The organism is Comamonas thiooxydans, assembly GCF_002157685.2.
In the GTDB taxonomy this organism is placed as follows: domain Bacteria; phylum Pseudomonadota; class Gammaproteobacteria; order Burkholderiales; family Burkholderiaceae_C; genus Comamonas; species Comamonas testosteroni_H.
The window spans coordinates 2,942,792-2,956,095 of record NZ_AP026738.1 but is presented as its reverse complement, the minus strand read 5'-3'; the positions used below and the strand labels follow the sequence as shown (position 1 = coordinate 2,956,095).

Below are 13,304 nucleotides of genomic sequence, written 5' to 3'. Positions count from 1 at the left end.
ATGGTGGTTTGAAAACAGATGTCGAATCTAGGTCTGTAGAGTTGGCGCTCCCAAGGACGCGCCAACTAGGAAGGGGACATTGGCCAGGCTAGAACCAGAAGCGGACACCGGCCACCCAACGTGTTTGCTGAGCACGGCCACCGTCGGCACGAACGAGATCAGCGGTTCGCCCGAAACTTCCCGCACGTTCCACTCCGATATATGGAGCGAACTGACGGCTGAACTCGTAGCGCAGTCGCAGGCCCGCAGATGCTTCGGCTAGGCCCTTGCCGATATGCCGCTCTGGATCATCCTTGCCGTAAAACTGCATTTCAGCTCTTGGCTCAAGGATCAGGCGCTGAGTCAGCAATAGTTCGTAGCTTGCATTTAGGCGAAGCGCAGTTCTGCCGCCACTGCCAACATAGGCTGTGGCCTCCAGCTCGAACCAGTAAGGGGCCAGGCCCTGCACACCAAATGCCAGCCATTGACGGCTAGGTCCCACGCCGTTGTCTAAGCGCAGACCCAACTGTGTATCCCAATAGGTTGTGGCAGCACGGCTCCAAAGCAGTTCGGTGCGAGACTCTTCGAGCTTTCCTTTGGCGACGTCACCTTCTGCCTTCAAGACAGCTTTGTTGTATGAGGTCCCGTACCATGCTTGCAAGTCATAGGCCGTTGAATCATCACCTCTGCGTGAAAAACGGCGTTCCAGGGTCTCACCACGCAGCGAGGCAAAGGTATGCTCGTCCGCAAGCATCAAGCGCGGGACGCCAGGCACCGCGTAATCGCCCGATCCCAAGGTCAACCCATTGGAATACCCATGTGGGTCGCGAGCATCTGGAGGTGCGGATCCCCCTTGCATCTGCATGCTGCCGTGATCCATCGCAGGGCCGCTTGCAGCGCTGCCAGTCATAGCACCATGACCTGCATGTGGATCAGCTGCAGTTGTGGCAGGGCTTGCCGGTGCTTCCATTTGCATATTCGCTTGGCCATGCGATGAATGGTCGCTTTGCGCCTGGGCCGCAATACTCACCAGAGCGAGGAGCGCAGTGGACAATGCACGAATAGGGAGTGCTTTGGACATTTTTGATCTTCCTTGTGAGGTTTGTTCAAGACACTACGACTTCGCGGAACATGCCTGCATCCATGTGGAACATCAGGTGGCAATGCCATGCCCAGCGCCCCAGAGCATCTGCCGTCACCAAGAAGCTGATGCGTTGTGCAGGCTGTACTGGCAAGGTGTGTCGACGGGCGAGGAATCGACCATCAGGGCTCTCCAGTTCACTCCACATCCCATGCAAGTGCATAGGGTGAGTCATCATCGTGTCGTTGTGCAGGATGACTCGCAAACGCTCGCCGTGACGGAAGTGAACAGGCGTTGATTGCCCGAACTCCAATCCATCAAGAGACCAGGAATATCGCTCCATATTCCCCGTCAGGTGCAACTCCACCTCTCGTCCAGGACCGCGCGAGTCCATCGGACCTGAAGGTGTATGCAGATCTGCCAAGGTCAGCACCCGTCTGCCGTTATTGCGCAGACCGATACCGGGATCGTCAAGATTGGTGCGGGCCATATCGACTCGCATATCTGTTCTTGCGCCATATTCAGTGCGAGCATGGCGTGCGGTGGTGCTGGGCACTGCCAAGCTCCCAGCAGGCTTGGCATGCTGACTATGGTCCATCGCCATACCACCGTGATTCATGCCGGCCATCGCACCATGATCCATGCCGGCCATTGCCCCCGACATACCAGCCATCCCGGCCATACCCGTCATCCCAGACATGCCGGTCATCCCAGACATGCCGGTCATCCCAGACATGCCGGTCATCCCAGACATGCCGGTCATCCCAGACATGCCGGTCATGTCCATGTCGGCTCCAGAACTGCCATGGCTCATGGCGCCCATCATGTCGCTCATACCCAGCCATTCGACGGGATCGAGTGCGGGGACTGGAGCCTGCAGGCCTTCGCGCACTGCTAACGTAGCGCGTGCGTAGCCTGTTCGGTCCATCGACTGGGCAAAAATCGTATAGGCGTCATCACGTGGCTCGACAATCACGTCTATGGTTTCGCCAGGGCCGAATCGGAATTCATCGACAGTCACAGGCTCTACGTCGACACCGTCAACATGAACCACCGTGAGCTTCAGGCCCGGTATACGTACGTCATAGAAGGTATTGCCCGCGCCGTTGACCATGCGCAGCCGGACACGCTCGCCCGGACGGAAAAGAGCAGTCCAATTGCCTGCAGGTGTGACGCCATTTGCGAGGTAGGTCAGGGTCGCAGAAGAGAGGTCGGCTAAATCCGTTGGATTCATGCGCATCTCGTTCCACATCTTGCGCTTGTCTAATGCCGCTGACACGCCATCACGCGATGCATCACGGAAGAAATCAAAGACCGTGGGCTGGTTGTAGTTGTAGTAGTCGCCCTGAACCTTGAGCTTTGCGAAAACGCGCATGGGGTCTTCGTCAGTCCAGTCAGAGAAGAGCACGACATGATCACGATCTGCACGGATAGTCTCAGGTCCTGCGGGATCAATGATGATCGCTCCATACATGCCGGTGAGTTCCTGCATGCCTGAATGTGAGTGATACCAGTAGGAACCGCTTTGCTGAACCTTGAAACGGTAGGTAAACGTCTCTCCAGGAGGAATGCCCGCAAAGCTGATGCCTGGAACTCCGTCCATCTGGTAGGGCAAGATAATGCCGTGCCAATGAATAGAAGTGGCCTCGCGCAGCTTGTTCGTGACGCGAATCGTCACCGTCTCCCCCTCTCGCCAGCGCAGGGTTGGTGCAGGAAGCGATCCATTGATCGTTGTCGCCATCCCTGGCTTGCCCGTAAAGTTCACGGCGGACTCGGCGATCACCAAATCGAACTCGTTACCCTTCAGCACCGGAGCGGCCCCGCGGACTGTGGAGCTCTGCTGTGCGAATGCCATGAGCGACTGCGTTGACAGGCCCGCCAGAACGCCTCCTGCGGCCAGCCCCTGAACGAAGCGCCGACGAGAGAACCCTTGAGTGGGAGTGACAAAAAATGGCGAATGACGCGGCATAAGGTGAAATCCTCCAGAGCTTCCAAGAAATTCGTTTTCGGCGACGCTTGCCTGATGCAATGAGCGCTCGATATGTTCAGTATGCTAGGGCGTGCTGAATTTCGGAGGAGTGACTCATTCATTACATTCATGTAATGCTCGCGTCATGTTTGGTGCGACGGAGGGCTTCTATCCAGAAATGCCTTCGATGCAGTCAAAAGGTTCACTCTGCTAGCCACGCTTGATGACTTCCCAGGAAGGAACAACGAGGCAGTGTTGGCCTTTCTATCGCCAGGATTTCAGGAACATTACATTTTTCTTATCTTCATGTCAGAGGGCTTCAAACTCGGCACACTCTTGATCGTCCACTGCAGCGGAGCGAGTACATGAGGATTTTGATTGTTGAAGATGAGCCTAAAACAGGTGAGTACCTGCGCCAGGGATTGACCGAGGCTGGCTACATTGCTGACCTCGTCCCAAATGGCTCAGACGGCTTACATCTGGCTTTGCAAGGGGAGTACTCCTTGGTGATCTTGGATGTTATGCTGCCGGGCCTCAATGGTTGGCAGGTGCTCCAGTCTTTGCGTGATCGAGGACTACATATGCCGGTCCTGTTTCTTACTGCACGGGACCATGTCGAGGACCGTGTCAAAGGACTAGAGCTCGGCGCTGATGATTACCTGGTAAAGCCGTTTTCTTTCGCAGAGCTACTCGCCAGAGTTCGCATTATTCTTAGACGTGGACATCCGGCCAATGAAGGTACTACTCTGACTGTTGCAGATCTCGAGCTAGACCTGCTGCGTCGCCGCGTATCTCGCAACGGCAAACGTGTTGACCTCACAGCCAAAGAGTTCGGACTCTTGGAGTTGCTGATGCGCCGACATGGTGAAGTGCTGCCACGTTCATTGATCGCATCGCAGGTATGGGACATGAATTTCGACAGCGACACCAACGTCATTGAGGTGGCCATGCGCCGTCTGCGGGCAAAAATTGACGAAGGCCACTCGATCAAACTGATCCAGACCGTACGAGGAATGGGCTATGTGCTTGAAGTCCCCGAGGAGGAATAGGTGCAGCGTCTCACTCGCAAGGGAAAGCTTTCTTTAACGATTCGCTTGGCCCTCTTCTTCACGGCTGTTGCGGCAGCCGTAGTGCTAGGTTTAGGCGGCCTATTTCTAGTCGTTACAGAAAAGCATTTCGTGGAATTGGACCGAATGACGCTTCAGGACAAGCGCCATTTGATCGAGAAAATTCTCCAGAACACCAAGTCGGTCGATGATGCTCGTTGGCGTCTAAATGAGGCACTGAACTATCACGAGGATCTTCAAGTCCAGGTGAAAGATGCCCAAGGAGAAACCGTATTTCAATCGCCCGCATCCGGCTTTGCAGTGCCGGATCGCAATTCGACTTTTATCGACAAGGAAGGATCGTTTGGGGTGTGGCGGCACGCAGATGCAGAATTCCACACCTTGAGCTTTGAGACGCTCCCGGCCTACGCACCGTCGCCATTAAAGATAGTGATCGCAGCAGACACAAAGCATCACATTCAATTCCTCAACGGAATTCGCACAAGCTTTGCCATTTATGTGATCGCAGCAATTTTGCTGTGCTCACTTCTGTCTTGGCTCGCGGCGCGACAAGGGCTAGCACCGCTGCGAGAGATGAAATCACGTGCGGCCGTTGTGACGGGACAGAAGATGAGTGAACGCATGCCGGTCGAGGCTGTACCCGTAGAAATGGCCGATTTGGCGCATGAGCTCAATCGCATGCTGGATCGGTTGCAGGACGATTTTCAGCGACTGACAGATTTCGCGTCTGATTTGGCCCATGAACTGCGTACGCCCATCAGCAACCTGTTGACGCAGACTCAGGTTGTGCTGGCGTCCAAGCGTGATGCCGCGACATACCGAGACATTCTTGCCTCGAATGCCGAAGAGTTTCAGCGTTTGGCTCGTATGGTGTCAGACATGCTGTTTCTGGCCAAAACTGAACGGGGCGTAAGCCTGCCGCGCAAGGAGCAATTTTCGGCACAGCAAGAATCGTATGCATTGCTGGAGTTCTACGAGGCTGTCGCTGAAGAAAAGCAAATTCATTTGAAGTTAAAAGGCGATGGACTCGTTGATGGTGATCGACTGATGTTCCATCGTGCTGTGAGTAATTTGCTATCTAATGCTTTGCGCTACACGCCGCATGCAGGCATGGTCACCATCGACATTGAGACCGCAGCTTCCTGGACACTTGTCACTGTGGAAAATACAGGGCAGGACATTGATCCCAAAGTCCTGCCCAGGTTATTTGACCGCTTCTACCGAGCTGACCCTTCCAGGGCTCATCCGGACTCAGACGGTAGCGGATTGGGTTTGGCAATCACCCGAGCAATTGCCGAAGCTCATGGAGGCTCCATTACCGCTACTTCAGCCAATGGACGAACTCGCTTCACCTTGAAATTCCCCACTCCGCAGCCGACTTCCTAAGCAGATCAGAAAACAGGCTTTTCTTGAGAGCAAGAAGACACTATCCGCAGCAAGATGTCTTTGCTGAAGTTGAGCCGCAGCATTTCGTCTGCGGCTTCTCAGCATTTGCCTGCTCGGCTTCGGCTAACGCCAATAATTCTGGAGTGTATCCAGCGGTCTGGATAGCCAACATGTAGTCGGCGTCGCTCAGATCGCCAGAGACTTGCACCGTTTTATCTCGCGCATTCACTCCGATCTTTGCTTCATCATCGATCGCCAAAATGGAGCGCTGAATCCGCGCGGCACAGGCACCACATTTCATGTCATTGATGCGAAAAATAGCCATTACGTACTCCTTTAAAGTTTGTGGCTAAAGTTTCATCCTTCACATGATGTGAATGTCAAGTATCTGTCTGCACAAGCACTGGAGCACGCTGTGTACGTCAACTACGTTGGTCTTCACTTTTCGCTTTGGGTTTATTGGTATGCAGATTTGGGGTAAGAGCTGCCGCGAAAAAGCTGACAACAATGTCACCGGGCAGTCCTGATTTTGTTGGGCTCCGACTCCTAAGATCAACTCATCTTCTCCTCACCTTGATCAAGGCCCAGGAGATGTGTTCATCAACTGTCTTAGGAGCCAACCATGTCTCAAAACCGCATCTCCATTTCCTCCGTACTCGCAAGCGTTGCTGCCGTTGTCACCCTGGCTCTTCCTGGAATGGCCTCTGCAGCCTACGAGCATCCAGCCAACAATGAACAAGGCGTGATCGTGCATCCGCAGCACTTTGAAAGCCAGAAAACCCGAGCTCAAGTCAAGGCCGAGACTGAAGCTGCCATGAAGCAGGGCCGCCTTTCTTACGGTGAAAGCAATTTCCCACGTGGAACTCCCGAGACAGGATCGAGCAAAACCCGCGAGCAAGTGATCAACGAAACGCGTAATGAATCGCCAGCTGCGCGAGATGCTCGCCTCCAATCATTTGCAGGCTGATCTCCATCAAAGACGCATGCATCGCGGATGCAGCTCTTTCCTGCATTTTTGTTCCGATCTACCGCAGAGGCCTCAAGCAACAGAGGCCTCTGCATGTAGAACATAAGCTTGAGCTAACTACAAATTTCCCGGAAGAATTTCGGCCCAGATGATCGCAATCATCACTTAGGGGGGCGACACTGGGTTCAACGATGCGCGGACTCACCGAGGCGGATATCGCTACCGAGCATCACATTGCATGTTTCCTCATCCATTAACTTGAGGATGGGACAGGACACCGCCTTCTTCAGAACTGAGTTGTGCATACGGTGTCGCGCTTCCTTCAGACACAGCTGTAGCGTTTGCTCCTAGGATGCGAGTTAACCACTGGCTTGCCGAAGATCTGTAGCATTTAAAGATCGGTAGCAACGTATGGCCTTCACCGCGTACCCCTGGTAGATTGACTACACTAACTGCTGCCATGCTACGAAGTCGCATTCACCGCCTATCCACCGCAGTCCTTGTGGCGCTTTCGCTGCTGTTCGCACAGTTGGCGTTGGCGGGTTACGTCTGCCCACAGGAGGAAGGCGTTGATGCAATGACGGCCAGGATGGAGGCCGGCATACCATGCGAAGGTATGGACCAACAGCAACCGGTTCTGTGTCATCAGTACACCAATGCCCCGGATGTGACCTTCGAAGCAGTCAAACTGCCCGTGGCGTCATTACCTGCCATCGTGCAGGTGTTGGAACTGCCGCTAGTGCTCGAATTTGATGCTGCACTTGCAGTGTCCTGGCCCATCACCTTGGAGGTTCGACCGCCTCCGGACCCTCTTTTTCTCTCTACTCTCAGACTCAGAGTCTGATCACTCCGTCGACTGACTGGTGCTGGCATGGCTTGTCCATACGCCGGCGATGCCCTCATTCGTCCACGGAGTTTCCATGTCCCCTATTTTTTTGCGAGCGGCCTCCCTGGCTGCCGTCTTTCTGCCGGCCGTTGCTGCTGCAGAATCGATTTCATTCGACCAGGCAATAAGCTTGGCCGTCCAACGCTCCGAAGCAGCCCGCGCAGCCCAGGCGGCGATGCAAGGCTCTGTCCATTCCATCCAGGCTGCGGGTCAGCTGCCAGACCCCATGCTGCGGGCCGGCATCGACAATTTCCCGGTTACCGGCTCAGACCGCTTCAGCGGTACCCGTGAGTCCATGACAATGAAGCGCATCGGTGTCAGCCAGGAGTGGCTCTCCGCCGATAAACGAGCCGCGCGCGAAGGTGCGGCTCGTGCAAGAGCCGACCGCGACGCCGTACAAAAAGACATTGCCGAAGCCGAGGCTCGCCTGCAGGCCAGCATGGCGTATGTCGATGCTTGGTTCGCCACTGAAGCACTCAAGCTAACCACCCAGACCGAACATCACTTGCACGAGGAGCTGAATGCGGCAAAAAGCCGCATAGCAGCTGCCACAGGCAACAGCGCAGAAGCGTTGCAACTCCTATCCGCCAAAGGGATTGCAGAGGATGAAAGTGAAGAGGTTCGCCAACAGCAGTCTGCAGCCATGGTCAGTCTGCAACGCTGGATCGGCGTTCTTCCCGACGCTCTCAACAAGCCACCGACCTTCCCGGTTCCCGAGGAGCGGGACTACGTGGCGAGATATCCAGCCGTCGCTGGCTTAAAAAGCGACGTCGAAATTGCTCGCCAGAATGCGAACGTCGCAGCCAAAGAGCGCTCTCCCAACTGGACCTGGGAAGTTTCCTACGGCCAGCGCACTGGCTATTCCGATTTGGTTTCAGTCGGCGTCAGCATCCCGCTCCAAATCGCACCAAGCCAGCGCCAAGACCGCGAAACCTCGGCCAAGCTGTCCATGGTGGACAAAGCAGAGGCTGACCTGACGGAGGGAATGCGCGCAGCCATGGCCGATTACCGCACCTTGACTAGCGACGCCGCGCGCCTGCAGCAGCGTATCGAGAGATACCAAGGCTCCGTAGTGACTCCGGCCAGACAGCGCACTTCCGCCGCCCTGGCAGCCTACCGCTCAAATCAATTGGCCCTGACCGCCGTGTTTGAGGCACGACATGCCGAGGTCGAAGCTCAGAGAAAACTCCTCGCACTGCAGCGTGATTTGGTACGTACGCAGGCCCAACTAAACCTCAAACCCATCGCTCAGGGAGGTGCCCAATGAAGCGCACAGCACTGGTCACTTCATTGGTTACGGCAGGCGTACTGCTGGCAGCCGGTGGCTTCTTTATTGGCCGCTTGACCTCCGAAGGCGCTGCCCCCCAGGCCGTAGCCGCCTCGGAATCCAAGGCTCCCACAGGCGAGCGCAAGGTCCTCTACTGGCATGACCCCATGGTGCCGGGACCTCGCTTTGACAAGCCAGGCAAGTCGCCATTCATGGACATGCAACTGGTGCCCGTCTATGCGGACGAAGCCAATGACACGGGCGTCAAAGTCAGTTCTACGGTGCAGCAGAACCTTGGCATTCGGACCGCGACGGTCAAGCGAGCCGACATCGGCGCGTCGTTCGACGCCGTTGGAACGGTGCAGTTCGATGAGCGTCTGAGCGTCGCCGTTCAGACCCGTGTTGCCGGCTATGTCGAGCATTTGGCTGTGCGCGCTCCCATGGATCAGGTTCGCAAAGGTCAGGCTTTGGCCACCATTTTTGCGCCCGAGTGGCTGGGGCCACAAAACGAACTGCTCGCACTCAAGCGTTCAGGTGTGCCCCTGGAACTTATTACGGCAACCCGTGAGCGCATGCGCGCCATGTCCATCCCCGCAGAACTGGTACGCAAGAGTGAGGAAACCGGGGTCGCCCAAGCTCGCTATACCTTGCAGGCTCCGGTAAATGGCGTGGTGACGGAACTTGGTGTGCGAGATGGAGCCCAGGTGTCACCTGGCCTTACGTTGTTCCGTATCTCCGGCCTAGAGAAGGTCTGGGCCGTGGCTGAAGTGCCGGAAGCACAAGCCGTACGTCTGACGCGTGGCCAGAAGGTCAAGGCCGTTCTGCAAGCCGATGCATCCCAAACCTTCGACGGCGAATTGAAGGAGATCCTACCGCAGGTCAACGCCAGCACGCGCACCTTGCAGGCACGATTCGAGGTCGATAACCGCAGCGGCAAACTGATACCGGGGTTGCTGCTGCGCTTGCAGGTTGGCGGGGCTCCAACCTCTCGCCTGGTCGTGCCTGCTGAAGCCGTCATCCGTACCGGCACCCGTGCATTGGTCATCGTCCGCAAGGAGTCTGACAACTTCGAGCCTCGGGAAATCAAACTGGGTGAGGACTTGGGTGATCAATTGGAGGTGCTGCAAGGCTTGCGCGAAGGCGAGGAAGTAATTACCAGCGGCCAATTCCTAGTGGACTCCGAAGCGCGGCTCAAGTCAGCTCTGGGAGCCATGGAAGCCGGCCAATCCCAGCCGTCTTCCGCTACGGCCACCGAAGCCACCTCCATCTACCGAGGAGAGGGCAAAGTGGAAAGCATCGATGACGACGGGATCACGATTTCGCATGGCCCCGTGGCTGCTCTCAAGTGGCCCGCCATGACAATGAGCTTTGGCAAGGCCGACTTGATGACGCTCACGGGTTTGAAGCCAGGAGATCTGGTGCGCTTCGAGTTCCGAAAAGGCGGGCCCCTAGATTGGGAAGTCGTCTCCGTGAAGAAAAGCGGCAGCGACGCAGGAACCACCGGAGGCGCCAAGTGATTGCTACCCTTATCCGTTGGTCCATCGCCAACCGCTTTTTGGTGTTGGTCGTCACAGCGTTCCTTGTGGCGGCAGGCATCTGGTCGGCATCTCGCACTCCAGTCGATGCACTGCCAGACCTGAGCGACGTGCAGGTAATCGTCCGCACCACCTATCCAGGCAAACCACCTCAGGTGGTGGAAGACCTCGTGACCTACCCGCTGACCACGACCATGTTGAGCGTACCTGGGGCTAAAACCGTCCGAGGCTATTCGTTCTTTGGCGACTCCTTCGTCTACATCCTGTTCGACGACAAGACCGATCCGTACTGGGCACGGTCACGGGTTGTGGAGTATCTGAACCAGGTGCAAAGCCGCTTACCAATAGGTGCGACAGCCGCGCTAGGCCCGGATGCCACAGGTGTGGGCTGGGTCTACGAGTACGCGCTGGTCGACCGCAGCGGCCATAACGATATTGGACAGCTGAGAGCCCTCAACGACTGGTTTCTGAAATTCGAGCTGAAAACCGTTCCGGATGTGGCAGAAGTCGCCAGCATCGGCGGCATGGTCCGTCAATACCAGGTGGTGCTCGACGCGGACCGGATGCGAGTGCTCGGCATTACGCAGTCCGTGGTCGTGCAGGCTCTGCAGAAGGCCAATCAGTCGTCGGGCGGTTCGGTAGTGGAAATGGCCGAGACCGAGTACATGGTGCGCTCGCGCGGATTTCTTCAATCACTGGAGGACTTCCGTACCATCCCGCTCACCCTCAGCGGAGCGACACCTGTGCTGCTTAAAGACGTGGCCACTGTCCAGATCGGCCCAGAAATGCGCCGAGGCATCGCCGAACTGGATGGCGAGGGTGAAGTCACGGGCGGTGTGGTGGTCATGCGCTCCGGAAAGAATGCCCGTGCCACCATCGAAGCCGTCAAAGCCAAGCTAGAGACGCTAAAGCCCAGTCTGCCCAAAGGCGTTGAGGTGGTGGAAACCTATGACCGCTCCCAGCTCATTGATCGTGCGGTCGATAACCTGCGTGTCAAGCTCCTGGAGGAGTTCGCCGTCGTCGCCGTAGTCTGTGCCATCTTCCTATTCCACCTGCGCTCGGCGCTGGTGGCCGTTGTAACGCTGCCTATTGGGGTGCTAGCGGCTTTTGGCGTGATGCACTGGCAAGGCGTGAGCGCGAACATTCTCTCGTTGGGCGGTGTGGCCATTGCTCTAGGGGCTATGGTCGATGCCTCGGTGGTCCTGGTCGAAGCTGCGCACAAGCATCTGGAGCACTTTGAAGAACGACATGGACGCCCACCGTCCGTGGCCGAGCGCTGGGAACTGATCGCGCAATCAGCCGTGGAAGTCGGCCCTGCGCTGTTCTTCTCGTTGCTGGTCATCACGTTGTCGTTCCTGCCCGTGTTCACCCTAGAGGCCCAGGAAGGACGGCTGTTCTCACCACTGGCTTTCACCAAGACCTACGCAATGGCTGCTGCTGCTGGCTTGTCGGTGACTCTGGTTCCAGTGCTGATGGGATACCTCATTCGAGGACGCATTCCAAAGGAAACTGCGAACCCTATCAACAGAAGCCTTATCGCCATTTACCGGCCTGCTTTGGAGTTGGTTTTGCGTTTTCCTAAGTCCACGCTGCTGGCAGCGGCATTGGCCCTGGCCATCACCGCAATTCCGGTCATGCGGCTGGGCGGTGAGTTCATGCCGCCGCTGGACGAAGGCGATCTGTTGTACATGCCCTCGGCGTTACCTGGTATTTCGGTCTCAAAGGCCGCAGAGTTGTTGCAACAGACAGACCGGCTTATCAAGACAGTGCCCGAGGTTCAGCGTGTGTTCGGCAAGGCAGGACGAGCAGATACTGCGACCGATCCTGCGCCGCTGGAGATGTTCGAGACCACGATCCAGTTCAAGCCACGTGAGCAATGGCGTCCTGGTATGACCCCGGAGAAGTTGGTTGAAGAACTGGACCGGGTGGTCAAGGTTCCGGGTCTATCAAACGTGTGGGTGCCACCGATCCGCAACCGTATCGACATGCTGGCCACCGGCATTAAGAGTCCCGTCGGCATCAAGGTCGCCGGACCGGACCTCGCCACCATCGACAAGCTCGCGGCACAGATTGAGTCCGCCGTGCGCGGCGTGCCTGGTGTTGCTTCTGCCTTGGCAGAGCGCTTGACTGGAGGCCGGTACATTGACGTGGATGTAGACCGACACGCCGCGGCACGGTTCGGCCTTTCTGTGGCTGACGTGCAGGCGGTCATATCCACCGCCATCGGCGGTGAGAATGTAGGGGAAGTTATTCAGGGGCGAGAGCGCTTCCCAGTGAACGTACGCTACCCACGCGAAATCCGTGATTCGCTGGAACGCCTGCGCAAGCTACCTTTCGTGACTGACAAGGGGGCGACCGTCCTCCTGCAGGATGTGGCGAGAATCGCCGTCACGGAAGGACCTCCGATGATCCGCAGTGAGAACGCACGGCTTTCGGGCTGGGTCTATGTGGACGTGCGTGGCCGGGACCTGCGCTCCGTCGTTCACGACATGCAAGCTTTAGTCGGAAAACAGGTGACCATGCCTGCTGGCTATTCATTGTCTTGGTCCGGTCAGTTCGAGTATCTAGAGCGTGCCACAGAGCGCATGACAGTCGTCGTGCCACTCACATTGGCCGTCATCTTCATGCTTCTCTACTTACTGTTTCGTAGCGCAAGTGACGCTGCATTGGTCATGGCTGCAGTACCGTTTTCGTTGGTGGGAGGCTTTTGGTTCATCTGGGCACTTGGCCACGCTGTGTCAGTCGCCTCCGCTGTGGGATTCATTGCTCTGGCCGGCGTTGCCGCGGAGTTTGGCGTCGTGATGCTGGTCTACCTGCAGAACGCATGGAAACAGCATCTGGCCGCGGGCGAGCCAGACAATGAGGAGACGTTGCTGGCTGCCATTCGCGAGGGCGCAGTGATGCGCGTGCGGCCAAAGGCCATGACTGTTGCCGTGGTTATGGCGGGCTTATTGCCCATCCTGATCGGACATGGCACCGGCTCTGAAGTCATGACCCGCATCGCTGCTCCCATGGTCGGCGGGATGGTCACGGCCCCGCTATTGAGCATGCTTGTCATCCCCGCTGCCTGGTACTTGATCCATCGGAAGCGCCCCATCACTAAACACCACTCTCCGAACCTAAAAGCGTCCTCAGTCGAGGCTTCATAACCATTTTTTAGAAAGAAA

Annotated in this window: 9 protein-coding genes; 6 read left to right on the top strand and 3 right to left on the bottom strand. The window is 56.8% G+C overall.

Features of this window, described 5'->3' with window-relative positions:
• Positions 1 to 88: 88 nt before the first annotated feature.
• Together CTR2_RS13545 and CTR2_RS13540 are read right to left on the bottom strand one after the other, a co-directional pair.
• On the bottom strand, positions 89 to 1,060 hold the full coding sequence (locus tag CTR2_RS13545; protein WP_003055078.1) for a copper resistance protein B: 972 nt from the start codon (positions 1,058 to 1,060) through the stop codon (positions 89 to 91).
• A gap of 25 nt (positions 1,061 to 1,085) precedes the next feature.
• Positions 1,086 to 3,029, bottom strand: coding sequence for a copper resistance system multicopper oxidase (locus CTR2_RS13540; protein WP_087083405.1), 1,944 nt, complete (start codon positions 3,027 to 3,029; stop codon positions 1,086 to 1,088).
• A 365-nt stretch (positions 3,030 to 3,394) separates the two neighbouring features.
• On the opposite strand from CTR2_RS13540, the gene CTR2_RS13535 reads away from it, so the two are divergent.
• Positions 3,395 to 4,078 (top strand): heavy metal response regulator transcription factor, encoded by a 684-nt coding sequence (locus tag CTR2_RS13535; RefSeq protein WP_019042269.1) that lies wholly within the window; start codon positions 3,395 to 3,397, stop codon positions 4,076 to 4,078.
• Positions 4,079 to 5,482 (top strand): heavy metal sensor histidine kinase, encoded by a 1,404-nt coding sequence (locus CTR2_RS13530; RefSeq protein ID WP_087083407.1) that lies wholly within the window; start codon positions 4,079 to 4,081, stop codon positions 5,480 to 5,482. It begins immediately after the preceding gene.
• A gap of 40 nt (positions 5,483 to 5,522) precedes the next feature.
• Here the strand turns inward: CTR2_RS13530 and CTR2_RS13525 are convergent, their stop codons facing one another.
• Positions 5,523 to 5,807: a heavy-metal-associated domain-containing protein gene (locus CTR2_RS13525; protein ID WP_003055071.1), complete on the bottom strand. Its 285-nt coding sequence runs from the start codon at positions 5,805 to 5,807 to the stop codon at positions 5,523 to 5,525.
• 297 nt (positions 5,808 to 6,104) lie between these two features.
• On the opposite strand from CTR2_RS13525, the gene CTR2_RS13520 reads away from it, so the two are divergent.
• The 4 genes from CTR2_RS13520 (at position 6,105) to CTR2_RS13505 (ending at position 13,286) form a co-directional block, all read left to right on the top strand.
• Entirely contained in the window at positions 6,105 to 6,449 is a 345-nt protein-coding gene (locus tag CTR2_RS13520) for a DUF4148 domain-containing protein (RefSeq protein ID WP_012838519.1), read from the top strand.
• A gap of 920 nt (positions 6,450 to 7,369) precedes the next feature.
• Positions 7,370 to 8,602, top strand: coding sequence for a TolC family protein (locus CTR2_RS13515; protein ID WP_012838517.1), 1,233 nt, complete (start codon positions 7,370 to 7,372; stop codon positions 8,600 to 8,602).
• Positions 8,599 to 10,119, top strand: a complete 1,521-nt coding sequence (locus CTR2_RS13510; protein ID WP_012838516.1) for an efflux RND transporter periplasmic adaptor subunit — start codon at positions 8,599 to 8,601, stop codon at positions 10,117 to 10,119. Before CTR2_RS13515 ends, CTR2_RS13510 begins: the two co-directional genes overlap by 4 nt.
• Positions 10,116 to 13,286, top strand: a complete 3,171-nt coding sequence (locus CTR2_RS13505; RefSeq protein ID WP_012838515.1) for an efflux RND transporter permease subunit — start codon at positions 10,116 to 10,118, stop codon at positions 13,284 to 13,286. The genes CTR2_RS13510 and CTR2_RS13505 overlap by 4 nt, the downstream gene beginning before the upstream one ends.
• Positions 13,287 to 13,304 lie beyond the last annotated feature (18 nt).

Excerpts from the sequence above, each read along its gene's own strand:
- CTR2_RS13515 (WP_012838517.1), top strand. The coding sequence starts at position 7,370 with ATGTCCCCTATTTTTTTGCGAGCGGCCTCCCTGGCTGCCGTCTTTCTG.
- CTR2_RS13510 (WP_012838516.1), top strand. The coding sequence starts at position 8,599 with ATGAAGCGCACAGCACTGGTCACTTCATTGGTTACGGCAGGCGTACTG.
- CTR2_RS13535 (WP_019042269.1), top strand. The coding sequence starts at position 3,395 with ATGAGGATTTTGATTGTTGAAGATGAGCCTAAAACAGGTGAGTACCTG.
- CTR2_RS13520 (WP_012838519.1), top strand. The coding sequence starts at position 6,105 with ATGTCTCAAAACCGCATCTCCATTTCCTCCGTACTCGCAAGCGTTGCT.
- CTR2_RS13540 (WP_087083405.1), bottom strand. The coding sequence starts at position 3,029 with ATGCCGCGTCATTCGCCATTTTTTGTCACTCCCACTCAAGGGTTCTCT.
- CTR2_RS13545 (WP_003055078.1), bottom strand. The coding sequence starts at position 1,060 with ATGTCCAAAGCACTCCCTATTCGTGCATTGTCCACTGCGCTCCTCGCT.
- CTR2_RS13525 (WP_003055071.1), bottom strand. The coding sequence starts at position 5,807 with ATGGCTATTTTTCGCATCAATGACATGAAATGTGGTGCCTGTGCCGCG.